At 52.2% G+C, this 18,109-nt stretch carries 19 protein-coding genes; 8 read left to right on the top strand and 11 right to left on the bottom strand.

Going from position 1 to position 18,109, the window contains the following annotated elements; translation table 11 throughout:
* Positions 1 to 34: 34 nt before the first annotated feature.
* Positions 35 to 679 carry a ribonuclease H gene (gene rnhA / locus FE784_RS38215; RefSeq protein ID WP_139607543.1) on the bottom strand — a complete coding sequence of 215 codons (645 nt, stop codon included), beginning with the start codon at positions 677 to 679 and terminating at the stop codon, positions 35 to 37.
* Position 680: 1 nt separating this feature from the next.
* Positions 681 to 1,022: an ArsR/SmtB family transcription factor gene (locus FE784_RS38210; RefSeq protein ID WP_139607542.1), complete on the bottom strand. Its 342-nt coding sequence runs from the start codon at positions 1,020 to 1,022 to the stop codon at positions 681 to 683.
* A 113-nt stretch (positions 1,023 to 1,135) separates the two neighbouring features.
* On the opposite strand from FE784_RS38210, the gene FE784_RS38205 reads away from it, so the two are divergent.
* The gene (locus FE784_RS38205; protein WP_139607541.1) at positions 1,136 to 2,512 is read left to right on the top strand and encodes an MFS transporter; all 1,377 of its coding nucleotides are present in this window, start codon (positions 1,136 to 1,138) and stop codon (positions 2,510 to 2,512) included.
* Positions 2,513 to 2,540: 28 nt separating this feature from the next.
* Here FE784_RS38205 and uppS read toward each other — a convergent pair whose 3' ends face one another.
* The 4 genes from uppS to FE784_RS38185 all read right to left on the bottom strand — a co-directional run bounded on the left by uppS (position 2,541) and on the right by FE784_RS38185 (position 7,257).
* Positions 2,541 to 3,287, bottom strand: a complete 747-nt coding sequence (uppS, locus tag FE784_RS38200; RefSeq protein WP_218103879.1) for a polyprenyl diphosphate synthase — start codon at positions 3,285 to 3,287, stop codon at positions 2,541 to 2,543.
* 139 nt (positions 3,288 to 3,426) lie between these two features.
* Positions 3,427 to 5,382: a ribosomal protection-like ABC-F family protein gene (gene abc-f / locus FE784_RS38195; RefSeq protein WP_139607540.1), complete on the bottom strand. Its 1,956-nt coding sequence runs from the start codon at positions 5,380 to 5,382 to the stop codon at positions 3,427 to 3,429.
* A gap of 337 nt (positions 5,383 to 5,719) precedes the next feature.
* Entirely contained in the window at positions 5,720 to 6,115 is a 396-nt protein-coding gene (locus tag FE784_RS38190) for an RpnC/YadD family protein (RefSeq protein ID WP_139607539.1), read from the bottom strand.
* A gap of 197 nt (positions 6,116 to 6,312) precedes the next feature.
* A complete protein-coding gene (locus tag FE784_RS38185; RefSeq protein ID WP_139607538.1) occupies positions 6,313 to 7,257 on the bottom strand; it encodes a carbon-nitrogen hydrolase family protein in 945 nt (314 codons plus the stop codon).
* A 187-nt stretch (positions 7,258 to 7,444) separates the two neighbouring features.
* On the opposite strand from FE784_RS38185, the gene FE784_RS38180 reads away from it, so the two are divergent.
* Both FE784_RS38180 and FE784_RS38175 read left to right on the top strand, forming a co-directional pair.
* On the top strand, positions 7,445 to 8,875 hold the full coding sequence (locus tag FE784_RS38180; protein WP_139607553.1) for an aminotransferase-like domain-containing protein: 1,431 nt from the start codon (positions 7,445 to 7,447) through the stop codon (positions 8,873 to 8,875).
* A gap of 113 nt (positions 8,876 to 8,988) precedes the next feature.
* Positions 8,989 to 9,189, top strand: coding sequence for a hypothetical protein (locus tag FE784_RS38175; protein ID WP_139607537.1), 201 nt, complete (start codon positions 8,989 to 8,991; stop codon positions 9,187 to 9,189).
* Between the two features lie 55 nt (positions 9,190 to 9,244).
* Here FE784_RS38175 and FE784_RS38170 read toward each other — a convergent pair whose 3' ends face one another.
* Positions 9,245 to 10,606: an N-acyl-D-glucosamine 2-epimerase gene (locus FE784_RS38170; RefSeq protein WP_246132371.1), complete on the bottom strand. Its 1,362-nt coding sequence runs from the start codon at positions 10,604 to 10,606 to the stop codon at positions 9,245 to 9,247.
* Positions 10,607 to 10,881: 275 nt separating this feature from the next.
* Between FE784_RS38170 and FE784_RS38165 the strand changes: the two genes are divergently transcribed.
* The 4 genes from FE784_RS38165 (at position 10,882) to FE784_RS38150 (ending at position 13,748) form a co-directional block, all read left to right on the top strand.
* On the top strand, positions 10,882 to 11,859 hold the full coding sequence (locus tag FE784_RS38165; protein WP_139607535.1) for an ABC transporter ATP-binding protein: 978 nt from the start codon (positions 10,882 to 10,884) through the stop codon (positions 11,857 to 11,859).
* The gene (locus FE784_RS38160) at positions 11,856 to 12,659 is read left to right on the top strand and encodes an ABC transporter permease (RefSeq protein WP_139607534.1); all 804 of its coding nucleotides are present in this window, start codon (positions 11,856 to 11,858) and stop codon (positions 12,657 to 12,659) included. The genes FE784_RS38165 and FE784_RS38160 overlap by 4 nt, the downstream gene beginning before the upstream one ends.
* A gap of 4 nt (positions 12,660 to 12,663) precedes the next feature.
* Positions 12,664 to 13,446: an ABC transporter permease gene (locus FE784_RS38155; RefSeq protein ID WP_139607533.1), complete on the top strand. Its 783-nt coding sequence runs from the start codon at positions 12,664 to 12,666 to the stop codon at positions 13,444 to 13,446.
* 116 nt (positions 13,447 to 13,562) lie between these two features.
* Entirely contained in the window at positions 13,563 to 13,748 is a 186-nt protein-coding gene (locus FE784_RS38150; protein ID WP_139607532.1) for a uracil-DNA glycosylase, read from the top strand.
* Between the two features lie 11 nt (positions 13,749 to 13,759).
* On the opposite strand, the gene FE784_RS38145 is transcribed toward FE784_RS38150, so the two are convergent.
* From FE784_RS38145 to FE784_RS38130, 4 genes are all read right to left on the bottom strand, one after another.
* On the bottom strand, positions 13,760 to 14,317 hold the full coding sequence (locus tag FE784_RS38145; RefSeq protein WP_139607531.1) for a DUF1700 domain-containing protein: 558 nt from the start codon (positions 14,315 to 14,317) through the stop codon (positions 13,760 to 13,762).
* On the bottom strand, positions 14,314 to 14,661 hold the full coding sequence (locus FE784_RS38140; protein WP_139607530.1) for a PadR family transcriptional regulator: 348 nt from the start codon (positions 14,659 to 14,661) through the stop codon (positions 14,314 to 14,316). The genes FE784_RS38145 and FE784_RS38140 overlap by 4 nt, the downstream gene beginning before the upstream one ends.
* A gap of 149 nt (positions 14,662 to 14,810) precedes the next feature.
* Positions 14,811 to 15,323 carry an NUDIX domain-containing protein gene (locus FE784_RS38135; protein ID WP_139607529.1) on the bottom strand — a complete coding sequence of 171 codons (513 nt, stop codon included), beginning with the start codon at positions 15,321 to 15,323 and terminating at the stop codon, positions 14,811 to 14,813.
* Positions 15,324 to 15,839: 516 nt separating this feature from the next.
* Positions 15,840 to 17,060: an MFS transporter gene (locus FE784_RS38130; RefSeq protein ID WP_139607528.1), complete on the bottom strand. Its 1,221-nt coding sequence runs from the start codon at positions 17,058 to 17,060 to the stop codon at positions 15,840 to 15,842.
* A 162-nt stretch (positions 17,061 to 17,222) separates the two neighbouring features.
* Between FE784_RS38130 and FE784_RS38125 the strand changes: the two genes are divergently transcribed.
* Positions 17,223 to 17,696: a LysR substrate-binding domain-containing protein gene (locus FE784_RS38125; protein ID WP_139607527.1), complete on the top strand. Its 474-nt coding sequence runs from the start codon at positions 17,223 to 17,225 to the stop codon at positions 17,694 to 17,696.
* Positions 17,697 to 18,109: the final 413 nt, after the last annotated feature.

Below are 18,109 nucleotides of genomic sequence, written 5' to 3'. Positions count from 1 at the left end.
AGACGCACATCAGATTATGCCGCCATTTATACGCCTACTTACGACCATAATCGGCTTTTATTTCGCCCCATACCCGTGTCTGCCACTTCAGTATTTTATTCTCATAGCTGTTCGTCCGCAGCCATTGCTCGGCCCGATCGACGAGCTCCCAAATTTCCTTGGTAGAAGCATCTCTAACCAATGTAGAGGAAACGGCTTTCTGATTGACCCATTTCAGGGCGTTCATCGAATCGGTGTAAACGGTTTTGCCGCTGCCGATTTCTTTTAAATACGACAGGGCGTGTACGATGGCGAGAAACTCTCCCAGATTGTTCGTTCCTTTTCGGATCGGACCGCATGAGAAAACGATTTCCCCCGTTCGCGTATCGACGCCTTTATACTCCACCGGACCCGGATTGCCATTCGTCCCTACATCTACCGAAATGCTGTCATAGTCGATATCGTCGAATGACGCCGTCTTGGCAGGTGCCGACCGTTTCGGGCTTGCCTTGGCTGCTGAGGCTTGTCCCCATAATCCTTGCCAGCCTCCGGCGAATGCTTTGTCGGCCTCCGCTTTCGATTCGAACGACTTGAACTTGGCATCCTTGAATTTGATAACCTGCTTCTGGCATTCGGGCCAGCTCGTATAAATCCCCGGCTTTCTGCCTACCCATACGACGTAATATTTGGTATTCGCCACCTTACAGCTCCTTCGCCAGAAATTGGTCCTTCCCGCCGGAAGTTTCGTACGCTTGCAATACGGAGGACAGCAGACCCGGAAACCGGGCTTCCAAATCATCCGCTCGAATGGACAGAAATCGCTGGGTGCCTTGCACGCGTACCCGAACGACTCCGGCTTCACGCAGCGTTCTGGAATGGTGCGACAGCGTCGATTTCACTACGGGAACTTCCATGTCGCCGCATGTCCGCTCCCCCGCTTTGTGCAGCTCTGCAACCAAGTATAAACGAACGGGATCGCTCAAGGCGTACAGGACGGAGGACAAATGGATATCGGCTTTGTCTGGATGGTGCAATATTTTCATGCGACAGCCCCCTTTAATCCTTGAACCATATGATTGCATTTTACCATACTGCATGATATATTTCTAATATTCGATTATTATCGAACTTTAGAACAACGAATCGAGGGATATCCATGTCAAGTCCAATTGTTGCAGAAACCGTTCGCGTACCCGGACAGACGCCCATTCGCGAAGGACTGGTGACCGTGCTGCTCGGCATCGCGATCGTGCTGGTCATCATGAATACGATGATGTTTAATTTGGCGCTGCCGGACGTGTCGCGCGCGTTCGGGATATCGGCTTCCTCCACCTCCTGGATCGTGACCGGCTACTCGATCGTATTTGCGATCTCGTCGATTACTTACAGCCGGTTATCCGATTTTGTGCCGATTCGCAGACTGATCATCATCGGACTCGTCTCTTTGAGCGCTGCCGCCATTGCCGGTCTGTTCAGCAACAGCTTCGCGGTGCTGCTGGCCGTCCGTATCGTACAGGCATCAGGTGCCGGCTCCATACCGGCCTTGTCGATCATTCTCATCTCTCGTTACGTGCCCTTGGAGCGGCGCGGCAAAGCGATGGCAACGGTCATGTCCGCGGCGTCGCTAGGTTTAGGTCTAGGGCCTGTCGTCGGCGGAGCGATCGTCGAGTTTCTCGGCTGGCACTATTTATTTGCGATTACCGCCATTACGATCGGGCTTGTCCCTTTTTTCGCCGCCCTTCTGCCGAAGGAAACACCGAGCCGGGGTTCCTTCGACGCGATAGGGGCACTGCTCGCCGGCGTCGGAACGACCGGACTTCTTCTGTTTCTGACGACACAATCATGGCTGGCCTTATCGGCAGGAGTGCTTGCAATTGTACTGTTCGTGCTTCGCATCCGTTTGGCGGCCGATCCGTTCGTTCAACCGTCCCTGTTTCGCAACCGTTCGTATTTGACGCTGGGAGCGGTAGGCATCGCCGCCTATTTGTGCAGCTTCGCCACCTTGTTCATCATGCCGCAAATATTGGTCAATTTGTACGGCTTGAGCGCGATCGTTTCCGGGCTCGTCATATTTCCGGGCTCTTTGCTCGCGATGCTCCTGTCGCGTCGGGTGGGCAAAATCATCGACCGGTACGGTAACGGGGGCATCATTCGCTACATTCCATACGTGCTGTTGACGTCCGTCGTGCTGTTCGCTCTTTTTGCCGGCAAGTCCTATATCGCCATAATGCTCATTTATATGCTCGTAAGCGTTGGCTTCACCTTCCTGACGAGCAGCATTTCCAACGAAATGTCGCGCATTTTGCCCGCTTCGCAAATCGGTTCCGGCATGGGGCTGTTTCAGCTGCTGCAATTTTTCAGCGGAGCGTTCGGCGTAGCCGCTACGGCGAGCGCCTTGGTCTGGCAGCGCAAGCTAGCCTTGTCTGCCGCCTATGGCAACATCTATTGGGGGATTACGATTATCGTGCTGGCATCGATCGGCTGCTCGTTATACTATTTGCGGCAATCGTCCAGAACGGCGAGCGTATCCTGAAGCGCTTCTTGCCGCTTTGCATCCCTTGTCACGATCCAACCTTCATCCGTCTGCTCTGATAATCGTAAAGTGCCTGATACAAAAGCGGCTTGTTAAAGCTTGGCCACATCTCTTTCGTAAACCATAGCTCGGCCTGCGCGCATTGCCATAGCAGAAATCCGCTCAACCTTTGCTCGCCGCTCGTTCTGATCACGAGCTGAGGCGACGGGCAGCCGGACGTATACAAGTAAGATTCGAACGCTTCCGGAGTTATTTCTTCCATTCCAACCTCGATGACGGATTTGACGGCATGGACAATCTCGCTTCGGCCGCCATAGTTCATTGCGAAATTCACGGTCATCCCGGTATTGGCGCGAGTCATCGAGGCAGCTTCATTCATGATCCGCCTCATTCCCTCGGAAAAATAGGAAAGATCCCCGATAAATCGGATTCTGATATTGGCGTCATGGAATTCGCGGATCGTCGAGTCGGTTACGAACTGATGGACTAGACTTAAAATAAAGTCGACTTCCTCGGCCGGTCTTTTCCAATTTTCAGTTGAAAAAGCATAAAGCGTGAGGTAAGGCAGACCGATCTGATGACAAAGCCGAATCGTCTCTCTCATTGCCTGCATGCCTGCGAAATGACCGGCGGTTCTCGGCAAGCCTCTTTTCGTCGCCCAGCGCCCGTTTCCGTCCATCATGATGGCGATATGGACAGGGAGCGCACCGCTCCAATCGATCATTTTTTTCAATTTCCTTGCCTGCAAGGCTACAGCTAACGTCCGAAGGCTCATATTCCGCGCTCCTCTCTCTTTAATCAAGTATATGGAAACAAGCAGGCTTTTCCAATGATGAAATAGTCATGTTACGATCATAATCGACTCCTGTTACATTGAATCGCCGAACCTTACATCCTACTTTACCGACACTCGGCTACGAGTCTATCGCAGCAAGCCGCTGGTACAACAGCTCGCGCTCCGCTTCGAGAAGCAGCTTTTCCCCATGCATCGAGGCTAACTGCTCCACTTGCTTCTCACGCATCATCGCGGCGTCCAGCACGGCAATCTTGCTCTCTATCGAGGCAATGTCCGCCTCCAGCTTGGCAAGCTGCCGTTCCGATCGTTCCATGCCGGCCGTTTCCCCGGCCTTCTGCTTGGAAGACCGGGCACTTGTGCCGTTACCCGGCGATGCATCCATACTGCGATCGACCTGCGAATGCACGGCGTTCAGCTCCGAATGCTTCCTTCTCGCCTCGTCATAACGCCCCTCGTAACGCGTAAGCATACCGCCCTCCAGCCAATAAGTAACAGGGAACAGCTTATTCAGCAAATACCGGTCATGTGAAACGCAGATGATTGTCCCGGGGAAAGCCGTCAGCGTGTCCTCCAACGATTCCCGCGAATCGATATCGAGATGGTTCGTCGGTTCGTCCAGCACGAGCACGTTCAAATCCTGATGCATGAGCTGCGCCAGTCTGAGCCTCATCCGCTCTCCCCCGCTCAAATGCATGACTTTTCTGAACACTGCAGCTCCGAAAAATAAAAATTTGGCAAGCTTGTGGCGTGCCTCCCCTTCCTCTACCGGTACGCTGTCCCGAAACGCTTCGAGAATCGATTTATTCTCGTCGGGGAACAGATCGTGCTGGGCCAAATAACCGATTTTTACGCCGCTTCCTATTTTCACCGTTCCCGTATCCGGTTCGAGTCGCTCCGCAATCATGCGAAGCAGGGTCGATTTACCGCTGCCGTTTTCTCCGACGATCGCTACAAACTCCCGGAAGCGCACCATTAGGTTGACGTCTTTGTACAGCAGCCTGCCAACGCTCTTCCTATTGTCCTCGCCCGCTTCGCCATCCCCGATTGCGAAATACGACTTGCTGACGGCTTCCATTACAACGACTTCTTTTCCGCTCCGGTCTCCCATCTCGAAGGTCAAGCCCATTTTCTTACGCTCCAGAACAGGCCGCGCCAGCTTCTCGATCCGATCGAGCGCCTTTTGCATCGAAGCCGCCCGTTTGAACATGTACGGGTTGTCGGCTTGGGCCGCCCATATCCGCATCCGCTTGATCGCTTCTTCCATCTTGGCGATTTTTTTCTGCTGCTCCTGATAGGCCGCAAATTCCGCCAGCAAGCGACGTTCCTTCTCTTCGACGAAGTAGGCATAGCTGCCATGGTAGACGTCGACCGTTCCGCCCTCCAAATCGTATATTTTCGTCACGACCCGATCCAAAAAGTAACGGTCATGCGATACAATGACCACGCTGCCCCGGTAATCCTGCAAATAGGATTCCAGCCACTCGACCGCTTTCAAATCGAGATGGTTTGTCGGCTCGTCGAGCAAAAGCAAATCGGGTCCGAGCAAAAGAATCCGTCCCAATCCGACCTTCGTCCGCTCTCCCCCGCTCAAGCTGCGAAACGGAACATGAAGCAAATAGCCGATTCCAAGACCGTCCGCCACACGGGCTAAATTCGAGTCCATTTCGTATCCCCCATTGACGGAGAACGATTCCTGCAAGACGCCGTATTCCTTCAACGTCTTCTCGACTACCGCCGAATCCGGGTCGGCCATTTTCGCTTCCAAGTCGCTCATCTTGTCGCGGATCGCGAGCAGCTCGACGAACGCTTGTCGGAGCACCTCGATCACCGTTTCCTCGTGTCCGAAAGAAGGAATTTGTGCTAGAAGAGCGGTCTGGCTCCCTTTCTTATAATGGATGGCTCCCGAGTCCGGCGGCTCTGCTCCCGACAGCAGCTTGAGCACAGTCGTCTTCCCGCAGCCGTTCGGTCCTACCAGGCCGATCCGGTCCCCTTCGTGAATTTCCAGCGACAATTGTTGTATAACGGGCGTTCCGCCCCACATTTTAACGATTTTATCCGCTGCGCACAGTAACATAACGATCTCCCTCGCTATCGGTTATTTTTGGGTTTTCGGCATACAAAAAAAGCCGCAGGCAAAAGGCAACCTTTTACCCGCGGCTTTCATCAGCCATATGTGCCGTTCCGTGCATCCATCGTACAGGAGCGCGGAACGAGCTACAGGGTCAAAACGTTGCAGTCGCCGTAAAAAGACACATTTCTCCCGTTGGCAGCGAAACGGAATACGATCGTAGCTTGATGCACCCAAAACTGGGACCATTTGCTACGCGCGGCAACTTGCAACATTTTGACACCTCCCTCACCGAATCGATTGAAAATCTAAGGACTACTATAACATATGGAAATGAACTTTTCTACATTCCGTTCATCTTTCTCCTCAATGCTTCTACTTTTTCCGCCGAAAGGCCCGTAATCTCGGAGATAAGCGATGGGTCCATCGATTTCCTCAACATGTTGATTGCCGCTGTCTCCATGCCTATCGTCATGCCTTTCTCCATCCCTTTCTCCACACCCTTCTCCATGCCTAATTCTATTCCTTCCTCGTACCCCCAACGCTTCCATGCCGGCATCAATTCTTTCATCGCTTCCCCCTCCTCCGGATATCGTTCGATCAATTCGTTTAGAAGAGCTTCGTCCTCGTTTCTGTCGGGCTTGAAATATAAATCGGCAATCGACATGACTAGCGCCAATCGCGCATCGTCCAGCCTGCTCCGCAACCGCAAAATCATGCGAAGGTAAGCGAATCTCATCTCGCGTCTCTTATTCTTAGTATACCCCATCAATGCCAAAAGTGCAGCGGCCACCGGATTATCCGAATCGATAAATCGTCTCCAATCTTGATTCCTCAGCTCGATTTTCAGAAATTGAAAATATAGCAGCTTACGGTCCGGGATAACCATATTTTCATTCATCAACAAAAAAAACGCATTCGATCCTGACCGGATTTTCAGTTGTCCAAGATCACATTATCCCGCCGGTGCTCGTTGACTATCAGCTGAAACACGTCAGGTCTGCTGTAATGACCGACAACATCGAAATCAAAGCGGCTGCGAATGATTTCGGACATATCCAATTCGGCGATGATCAGCCCTTCCCGTCCGTATAAAGGCTCCGCGACATAGCTGCCAAGAGGACCGACAATGGCGCTTCCTCCCGCGCACAGCACATCATCGTCGTCCGCGATATCGGAATAGCATGCCAAATCCGGCGGATAGAAGGATTTCGTGACATACTGATTGCTCGACACGACGAAGCAGCGGCCTTCACAGGCGATATGACGAATCGTCGACTGCCAGGTATCCCTTGCGTCTGCGGTGGGCGTAATGAAAATATCGATTCCTTTGGCATACATGGCCGCACGCGCCAACGGCATGTAATTTTCCCAGCAAATCAATCCCCCGATCCTGCCGAAAGGTGTGTCGATGACCGCTAATGTGCTTCCGTCCCCTTGGCCCCATAGCAGTCGTTCGGCCCCCGTCGGCACCAGCTTGCGATGTTTGCCCGATACTTGACCGTCGGGACCTATATAAACGATGGAATTGTACAAGGTCGTGCTGCTCCGTTCTTTCTCAACGACTCCGATAACAAGGTACACGCCGGCTTCTTTGGCGATGCGTCCGATATGCTCCGTATCTTTGCCCGGAATTTCGATCGCGCTTTCCCAATATCTAGACCAATCGATTCTACCCGCTTCGCTTCTGCTTCCTACGCGGGTCCCGAAATGAAGTCCTCTGGGGTAGCCGGAAACGAATACTTCCGGAAATACCACCAGTCCCGCTCCTTGTTCGGCTGCCTCTTTCGTCCATTTTTCGATTTGTTGCAGGGAGCTTTGCTTATCGAATAAAACCGGAGCGGACTGAACGACGGCAACTTTTACGTTTCGATTGTCCATAACTTCGATCCTCCATCACCCTAGGTCGTATGCAATCATGATAAAGAAAAAGAATGGACTTGTAACCGTCCACTTTACCGTGAATTGCCCCAACCACTGACCACGAACATGTAGAAGCGTTTGGATGGAGACGCCGATATGGTGTATGATCTATTCAAAACATCTTCAGAGGAAACTGGTGATGACGATGTGGAAACCGGATCGGAGCAGCAAAAAGCCGATATTCCAGCAAATCTCCGAGGAAATCGAGCGTAAAATCGCTTGTGACGAGTACCCTCCCGGTTCGGTGCTGCCTTCGGAAAGGAAGCTGGCGGATCAGTTGGGCGTGAATCGCAGCACCGTCGTTCAAGCGTACGAGGAGCTTCGCTCTACCGGTATGATCGAGAGCGTGAAAGGAAGCGGAACAAAGGTCAGCAAATATAAGCTGGGCTCCTCCATCAATACGCCGAATTGGCGGAAATATTTGGACGGAGGCACCTTTATGCCCAATTTGCCTACCATCCGCCGCATTCGGTCCGAGCTTCGCAAAGATTCGCCGATTATCGACTTCGCCAGCGGAGAACTGAGTCCCGATCTGTTTCCGCTCGAAGCGGTCCGGCAGCTGCTGCAGGAAGAGTCCTTCTCGGCCGTCCTCGGATACGACGACCCTCAAGGCTATTTGCCTTTGCGCCGCGTGCTGGTCTCTCTTCTCTCCAATAAGCTGAATGTGCAAACGACCGAATCTTCGATCCTGATCACATCCGGCTCCCAGCAGTCGCTTTACTTGATTGCCCAATGCCTGCTCAGTCCCGGGGACGCCATTGCCATCGAAGATCCGTCCTATTGTTACTCCCTCCCGATGTTTCAATCGGCCGGTCTGCGCTTATTCCGATTGCCCGTACATCCGGAGCACGGCATCGATCCCGACGACATTATCGCCTTGCACCGGCAGCACCGCCTGCGCATGATCTTCTTGAATCCGAGCTTTCAAAATCCGACGGGCCGCGTGATGAGCACGGATCAGCAAAAGCGGATATTGAAGGTTACCGCCGATCTCGGGATTCCGATTGTGGAAGACGATCCGTTCAGCTTGACGGCATTTGACGGGAATCCGCCCAAGCCACTCAAATCGCTCGATTCGGCCGGGCAAGTGCTGTATATCGGCTCCTTGTCGAAAATGGCGGCTTCCGGATTTCGGATCGGCTGGCTCGTCGCTCCCCACTCCGTCGTCAGCCGGTTAGCCGATGCCCGGCAGCAAATGGATTTCGGTCTGAGCGTAATCCCGCAATGGGTCGCCTCCGAGTTTATCCGTTCGGGCCGCTTGGAACGGCAGCTCGATTTTCTGCAAAGCTCGTTGTTTCATAAAATGCACCGTTTATGCGCAACCTTAAAAGAACGGCTCTCGGATCATATTTCGTTCACAATGCCGGAAGGCGGCTTGAATCTTTGGTGCAAATTGAATGGAGAAATGGATGCGGACAAGCTTTTGGAGGAGGCGGTTCGGCGGGGGGTTATCTATGTGCCGGGATCCGTTTTCGGATCCGAACGCGGCTATATCCGGCTCAGCTATGCCAGACCCGAGACGGGGCTAATCGAGCCTGGGATTGAACGTCTCGCCGAAGCGATTCGCTCGCTGTGACTTCACATAGCCGCTAATTGGATGGTCAAACTCCCGGCCAACTGGATGGTTACAGCATAACGGTTACCTGATAATCTAACCGTAACAAATCATACAAGCGGCGGGTGGTTGAAATGTACGTTTATGCTCTTATTATCATCTTCTTCGTAATCGTTGCGGCGGTATCAACTATTCTCATCGGGGTATCGAGGCAAAACAAAGAAGGAAATCCCGAATACGAGACGAGAACGAGCGGCAATATGGTCAGGCTGACCACCTTTTACATTATCGCCGCCATTATCGGTATTGCCATCTTGCTGTATGTACTATATTGAACAACGTCAAAGAGCGACCCCGACGTCGAGGGTCGCTTTCCTATTCCTATCGCTTTCAAGTAATGCTTGCCGGGACTCTGATGTGCGTACCGGCAGCCACCTCGTGAGACTTGTAATCTTTGAACAACCAAAGCTCGGGAGTATCTCGGATTCTGGGTATCGTCAGCTCGAACGAGCTGCGCGGGAAACGCTTTGATTCCATATATAGCCGGTTGCCGTCCACATAGATGGATTCGATTCGAGCGAATCGGAAACCCACTTCGTCATAAACGCCGAAATGATCTTTGAACAGCTGGCAGCTTTCCGGATCGATCCGTTTGTTGAACGAGATCATTGCCTCGTAGTCGTTCATTCTCGTAGCTCTGATCGGAAACGGCCTGGACTCGTACATATATCCGCCGATATGATATTCATAGGCCGCCCACGATTCATAGCCCAGCTCCTTCACCGTCACCACGAACGTATTCAGCCAACCGCGGTCTCTGATCATATTCCGCGCGGAGCCGATATCCGCTTGCACCGCAATCGGCATATCGGGATAATGCTTACGGATTTCGCGGCGGAACGGTTCGTAATTGCGGATATAATCGGCGGGCAAACGGCTCTTCGTCCAGTCCGGCCAATGGGTTTGCAGGACGTGAAGGTCCGGCTGTACTTTGGCAATCATCGATACGGCGTCCAGACCTTGCATCTCCCGCAGTCTTTCCGGGGAATCCGGCCCATCGTCCACGGCCAGCGACCAGGTGGCTACCGTAATGTCCGGCCGGGCTTCTCGCGCTCCCCCTTCTCCGTTAATCATCTGATCGATAAAATCGTCAACCGCATGTACGCGAAACCGAATCCATTTTTGATAAACCTCGTTATTCTTTTTATAATAATCCGGCGATTTCGGGTTCACGAAATTCGGCATGTTACAGCCGTATTGCTTTTGAAAGGCGGTTTGCGCCAATGGTCCTACGTCCCCGTATACGCCTCTCTTGATACCGTCCCACTCGGGAAAATATGGCTCTGCGATTTCGATGCCGTCAAAAGGAAACCCGGTCAGCAGGCTCGCTATCGCCCGCTTTTTCCATTGTACATACTGCGGGCTGAAATATGAAAGTCTCGTATATCCGTCGTTGCACGGCTTCAACAGCCCCATTTGCCATTCCCGCCACCCATCCGGGTACGATTCCGTGGAAAATGTTCCGTTCCCGAGTACGAGCGCCCATACGAAGATTCCGCGTTCATGCAGCGCCTTGATCAGCTTTTCATTCACTTTTTTCTCATTCACGACGAAATAATGTACGATGGAGTACCCTGCCGCGGCCAATTCCTCGGCAATGCTTTCCGGCGACCGGTTGTCATAATACGGAAATAGCGGATCAATCTGAATGCTCGGACCATGAATGCCGTCGCTATTGACATTCGTTCCCACGATAACACGCTCCTCTCGACAATTCCGTTATCCGGATCGTTCTTGCTTGCCTGACGAGTCTGTTGCCGTGCATCACCTCCTTTTGAAGCCAAAAGCCGCATATCACCCATATTTTAACATAGTCTTCCGTTGTCCGGTCTAGTGGATGTTTTCGAATGTACTTCTTCTATTCATGGGGAACTTTTATTTTATTCGAGTTTACCCTTGCCGAACGGATCGCGCTTGATCACAATAAGATGTGCTCCATAAACCAATTATAAGGAGGCAATAGGTCAGTGATATCTGTTGAAGGATTAAGCAAGTCGTTCAAGGTCGCCAAACGATCGAGCGGACTTCGGCAAGCGGCAAAAGCATTGTTCTTCCGCGAGCACAAAATCGTCCATGCGCTTAACGACGTCTCGTTCTACATTCAACCGGGCGAAATCGTAGGGTATATCGGACCTAATGGCGCCGGGAAATCGACCACCATAAAGGTCATGAGCGGAATACTCGTCCCGGACGGCGGCAGCTGCAGCATTATGGGCTATACGCCCTGGAAAGACCGCGTGCCTTATGTGAGAAACATTGGAGTCGTATTCGGGCAGCGGACGCAGCTATGGTGGGACGTTCCCGTTATCGACTCCTTCGAGCTGCTTCGGGACATTTACAAGGTTCCCTCAGCCGAGTATAAGCAAACTTTGGACTTGCTTGTCGAAACGCTCGATCTGCAAAGCCTTATCGGCATGCCCGTCCGCCAGCTGAGCTTAGGCCAGCGCATGCGCTGCGAAATCGCGGCATCGCTTCTGCACAGCCCCAAAATTTTATTTTTGGACGAACCCACGATCGGCCTCGACGCCATCTCCAAAATAGCCGTCCGGCAATTCATCAAAACGATCAATAAAGAAAAGGACGTTACCGTCATCCTGACGACGCACGATATGAACGACATCGAAGCGTTGGCGAACCGGATCCTGCTGATCGGCAAAGGCAGTCTGCTGTACGACGGTACCGTTACCGCTTTGCGCAGCCGGTTCGGGACACGCAAATCCATTACGATCGATTACCGGGAAACATCCGACCGGCTGGACATCCCGGGAACCGAGCCGCTTTCCTGGTCCCCTGAACGCGCTGTGCTCAGCGTAGATACGGAGCAGGTTATGATCTCCGATGTAATCGCCCAGTTGTCCTCCCGGGTGGATCTGCTGGACGTAGCGGTCGAATCGCAGCCCATCGAGGATATTATCGTCCAACTGTACAAGGAGTACCGGATATGAAGCCGTATTGGTCCGTATTGAAGCTCCGCCTTCTCAACGGGATGCAATACCGTTCGGCGGCGTTGGCGGGAATTGCGACCCAGTTTTTTTTCGGATTTATACATATAATGGTTTTCGCGGCATTCTACAGTCAAATGTCCGGCGAGCCTCCGATGTCGCTGCAGGAGGTAACCACCTATACATGGCTGAAGCAGGCGTTTCTCGCCTTCATCGCCTTATGGTTTCGCGACAGCGAGCTGTTCCAGCTCATTACGACCGGAAATATCGCTTACGAACTGTGCCGTCCGACCGGGATTTACGGGTTTTGGTATTCCAAGCTGCTGGCGCAACGTTTGTCAAGCGCGCTTTTGCGTTGTTTTCCGATTTTGGCGGTCGCCTTCTTCTTGCCCGATCCATACCGTTTGAAGCTGCCGCCGGATGCCTTCACGTTTCTGTTATTTGCCGCCGCGCTCGTTCTGGGCCTGCTGCTGCTGGTCGCCATCTCCATGTTTATCTATATTTCCGTATTCGTGACACTGTCCCCGACAGGTTCTCTGCTCATCTTCGGCGTCATAGGGGAACTGCTGGCAGGGATGCTTCTTCCGATTCCGCTCATGCCTTCGTGGTTGCAAAGTATAGCTTACGCTCTTCCATTTCGGCTGACTGCGGATTTTCCGTTCCGCGTGTATTCGGGACATATTCAGCAGGCTGAAGCGATTGCCGGAATCGCGATGCAGCTCGGCTGGCTGCTCGTACTCGTTTGGCTGGGGAAATTCGCTCTCGGCAAGGCGCTGCGCAAAGTCGTCGTACAGGGAGGGTAACGCGATGAAGCTATATTTCAACTATCTGCTAATACTGTTCAAGTCCCAGATGCAATATCGGGCATCGTTCTGGCTGCTGTCGCTCGGCCAATTTTTCGTTCCGTTCTCCGTATTTGCCGGCTTGTATTTTCTATTCGAACGATTCGGCCAAATTCAAGGCTGGAGCTTTTACGAAGTGGCGTTATCCTTCGGGATCATTCATATGGCGTTTGCCATCAGCGAATGCTTTGCCCGCGGCTTCGACGCGTTCTCCAGCCTTGTAGCCGGCGGCGATTTCGACCGCCTGCTCGTACGTCCGAGAAGCACGGTCGTTCAGGTGATGGGCTCCAAATTCGAGTTCACGCGTATCGGGAGACTTGCCCAAAGCCTGATCGTGCTCGTATGGGCTATCGCCAGCCTGCCTATCGAATGGACGGCCGTCAAAATCGTTACGCTACTGCTGATGATCGTCAGCGGCGTTTTCATCTTCACGGGTATTTTCATGCTGGCGGCGACGTTATGCTTCTGGACGATCCAAGGACTGGAAGTGGCGAACATCTTTACGGACGGAGGCAGAGAAATGGCCCAATACCCGCTGAATATTTATCAGAAATGGGTAACCCGCTTCTTTACGTTCGTCATCCCGTTCGGATGCGTCAATTACTTGCCGTTGCTGCACTTGCTGGATAAAACGGAAGGCAGCGGCATCCCGTATATGCTCGCGCCGATCGCGGGGATTTTGTTCCTTATTCCTTGCTTGCTGGTGTGGCAAATCGGGGTCAGACATTACCGGTCGACCGGCTCCTGAACGAACGGAAGCAAAGAAGGCTGCCAAAGGGCAGCCTCTTCTTTTCCTATTAAACGGTTTTTCAATAGACTTCAGTAAGGTATAATGAAGACATCAAACTATTTCGAGGTATCCGCATGTCCGAGCAGCAGCGAGTAGATTGCATGAAATGCCGCCATTTCTATATTACGTGGGACCCGAAGTTTCCGAAAGGCTGCAAGGCGTTCGGCTTCAAAAGCCACACCCTTCCGAGCCATACGGTGCTGTCCTCATCGGGCAAACCGTGCATGAATTTCGAGCCGAAAATCAAAACGAAGACTTAAGCATGCGTGCCTTATCGTTTGCCGGACGGCAGCGCGCTGCGGTATTGCTCAGACAAAAAGCTTAAATATTTTCTTAAATATTTCCGGCTGAAGTAGGCTATCGCTCCGACAATCCCTCCGACGACAAGCGCATAAACCATGCTCCATTCCGTAGGTACCGATACGCCTGGAGCGATATCCATATTGATCCAAGTAACTCCGAATGTCCGGACTATGCCTGCAAGCAAAATAAGCGCGGCGCAAAAGCCGAATCCGTAAGCGATCGTCGCCAGTACCGGAACGACCATTACGCTAAGCAGCCCGGTCGTGCAATAAAATCCGATCATCCTTAACACGTCGCCGAAATTACGCCCGGAGCCCATTTGCATAAAATGCTCGTTCCGGTACGCTCTGGCCAGCTTGCGCGGATCGCCCAGCTTGGCCAGTACGTCCGATTCCGACTGGCCGTGCCTTAGTGCCTCGGCAATGTGGCTCTCGATCTCGCGAACGGCGTCAAGCCGCTCTTCCTCCGGCAATTTTCTTAATTCATTCTCCAGTTTTTCCAAATAAGCTCTCGCCAAAGGGCTCATCGATTTGTCTCTCCTCTGTTCGTTTCTAGTTCGTTGACCGCTCCGGCCAGCTTGTTCCATTCGAACGACATCGTATCCAGCAGCAGCCGTCCTGCCGGCGTCAGCGTATAATACTTGCGCGGCGGCCCGGAATCCGATTCCTTCCAGAACGAATCGATACAGTTTTCTTTGAGAAGCCGGCGCAGCAAAGGGTACAAGGTTCCTTCGGTTACGGCGAGCGACTCCCAGCGGTCCAGAATGGTCACGAGCTCGTATCCGTAGCGCGGTTCTTTGCTGATCAGCAGCAGTATGCAATATTCCAATATGCCTCTGCGAACTTGCGAGGTCCATTCCGACATCACCATAAACTATCCCCTTCCGGCTATACGATACCACAAGATACTGTGCAGCGCAAGGTACTGGGCGAAGCAAAATGAGCCGACCTAAAAAGCGGCTCATTTATAGCAACTCGAACATCCATGATTTGGACTTGCGCGGCAAATCATCTCGTCGGCTAATCCGTTTGATCGGGCAAGTTTTTCACGGCTTCTTCGTAAAAAGCGAAATTGTGCACGATCCATGGAATTTTGCTCGCTTCTTCCGGGTTGAACAACCCCCTGCCGTAGGTTTCCTTGCTGGATGGTATATCGTCCAATCTGGAAACGGCGGCCCAGTAAAAAGCCATATAACTGTCCGGATAAGGGTATTTGTAGTTTTCCGGTCGAGGGCCCAGCAAACGGATCTTTTCGTACCCTAGTATCCCGTAGTGCCCGATGATCGCTCCGGTCTCTTCGTACAGCTCCCGTCTCATCGCTTCGTCCGGCGATTCTCCCTGCTCCGGATGTCCTCCCGGTATGTCCCAGCCGCGGTGCTTCAAATGAGTCAACACGAGCTCCTTCCCCATAAATGCCAGCACGAACGCACCCGTTACAAGTTGTTCGTCAGGCAATTGTTGCGTTAACACCAACCGGGTTTCATTCGGCAATGGAATACCCGGAACGTCCTGTGCTTCTCTAACGACTCGCATAAAGATCATCCCTTATTATCGGTTTCTTCCTATTTCGAGAAGAGACTGTCGTTTCCTTTATGGACGTCGCCAAATTAGAAAAACGTCCATCGACGTCTTTCAAGGGTGAACGACCGCGATTCAGCGGTTGTTTTTCTTGGTAAAGAAAGTCTCGTTTCGCTTTAGTATTTTAGCGAAGCTAAACTTTCCTTATCGTTAAGATATACCGTCCGTGAAAACGCTCGGACGGTCCTTTGGTGTGCAAACCCAAACGTTTGCGAGTTGGAGGGAATGGGTATCGGGCTCCAGCCGCTCGTTGAAATGATGTTGTTTTGATGAGATTGTATGGTAACAACACGACTTCAAAATGCGGCCCGTAAACTTTCCGCTCCATGCACATTCCCTGTGATCTCTAACGAGCTACCTTCCACTTGACTCAACCTCAACCGTCTTCCATCCGGTACTCATAACCATGCACCTATTGGAATATTCAGCATTGATATAAAATCCAGCGTGGCTGGGCCAGCTGGATGTGAGTCAGGTTTCGTTTCTTGCCGGAGCCGGTTGAAGCTCGGGCGTACGACTGCCGCGCATTAACGGGTACAGCAGCAGAGCGCCGATGAGAAACAACATACCGCTGAAGGCATAAACGGTAAACAAGGATAGCCAATCTTTCAATGCCCCCGATGCGGACATTCCGACCACCATCATCCCCATAAACATAGGCGTCAATACGCCTCCTACGCGGCCGATGAACGCAGCCTCCGTATTTTTCATAATCATCGTATTGATGCCTACGTGAATGCAGGGATAGAAAAATCCGTTCAATACTTGCAGCAGCAAGGTCAATGGAACGCTTGTGGACCACCCGAGACCGATCGTGCCGATCGCGCTTGCCAACAGACCGATCGCGAGCAGCGATTGCGGCTTCAGCTTTTTGGACAGTCCCATAATGAAGCCTCCTCCGACCAGCATGGCCGCGCCGTTGGCCATAAGCAGCCATTGGAGAAATTGCTTGTCCCTGCCCAAGTTCTCGATCGTCACGAACAGCATGAGCGGTTGAATCAAGCCTACCGCCAAGCCCGCTGCGGCGAAGGTGCCGACGAGCGTTCTAAGCACCCGGTTCGACCCTACATAGCGCAGACCGTCCTTAAGCTCCTCTTTGAAATTGCGGTTACCGTTATTGAATTGCGCTTCATCCCGAGGCAGCAACGACAAAATAAGCGCGGATCCGATAAACAACACACTCATGACCGAAATCGAAATCTCGATTCCGTACTGTTGATAGACGAACGTCCCAATGATCGGTCCCACGACCATAAAGATCGCCATCAACGTTTGAAACATCGCCATAACACCCTGCAGCTGTTCAGCGGGAACGTGCTGCTTGAACAGCTTCATCGCCGAAGGCTGGGAAAACTGCGATAAAATGGCGGATACGAGCGTTGCAAAGAGAAGAGCGTGCCATGAGCCCGACATGACGACAAATAAGACTACAAGAACGGATAAGGCGGACAAAACGTCGCACCCTATCATGGTCCGTTTCGGCTGCCACCGGTCGGCGAACGTCCCTCCGATAATGGCAAATAGAAAGATCGGCGCAAATTCCGCGACGGAAATGAGCGAAACGTATAGCGGATCATTATTCGTCAAATCGGTAACGTATAACAGGATCGCAAAGTTCCGGACCCAAATCCCGAGCTGCAGGAGAACTCGGGATAAAATAACGGTTCTTACATAGCGGTTCTTCAATAACACGATTCCCACTCCTTATAATAGATAATAATTTATTTTGTTTATATTATAATAGACATATTATATTATTGTTTATTATTATGTCAATCTTTTATTGATAATGCCGCGCAATGACAATGATAAAATGCAATTAATGATTGATTGATCGATCACAAATGGGAGGGTGTGAACATTGGAGTGGAGCTCGGCATCAAGCCGTTCGAGCGGATAGGACGCGGAGTCGTGTTAAAACGGTACGGCAAACAATTTTATGCCAAAACGTCGCGCAGCTTGCAGGAGCCGGCACGGGCTAAGCAGGAAATGATCGATCTGCTCGATCCGGAGCGCGGCACCGTCTCGCTCGCCTTCCTGAAGTCGCTGGGAGCGTCCTTCGTCCCGAATCTGGTGAGCGCGTTTCTCGGCTCATGCCCGCGCGTGCAATTCCAGCTGATTCAGAACGCCACTTCCGCTATGCTGGATCAGCTGGAAGCCGACGATATCGATTTTTGTTTATCCACCGTAACGGAAACGAGAGCTTCCATCGAATGGCAGCCGTTGTGGACGGAAGACATTTTCGCCTTTGTCCCGTCGGGCACGAGCTCGGGAATCGCGGTCGCCTATCGCTCCAAGAGCTTGCGACAGTCAAGTGATCGCTTTTAAGCAAGGGTACGGCACCCCTACGGTGATGGAGCCCCTGTTACAATCAAGCCGGGATAACGCCCAACATTTTGTTTGAAGGGGAAGAAGTCGTGACACTAATGGGATTCGTGCGGGCGAAGCTCGGGATTACGCTGCTCCCCGACATTAAAGGGGTGGAAGTGGAAGGCATCGACCGTTTGCCGATTGACGAGCCGGAGTGACATAGAACGATCGGACTCGCTTGGAACAAGGACAGTTACCGCTCCCCCGTCGCAAATCGATTCCGGCAATTTCTGATCGAGTACAGCACAACGCTCGCGTCGGCGAATACTTAATACCTGCTCGAATGGAATGGATGATGAGGAATGGATGAGACCGCTCTTAATGAAAGTTTTTCGAGGATTAGATGATGACGGGTCTATTGAAAGTCTTTT

This window comes from Paenibacillus hemerocallicola (assembly GCF_006265175.1).
Classification (GTDB): Bacteria; Bacillota; Bacilli; order Paenibacillales; family NBRC-103111; genus Paenibacillus_AB; species Paenibacillus_AB hemerocallicola.
Note: the sequence above shows the minus strand (reverse complement) of the source record. Positions and strands in the feature narration are given on the sequence as shown.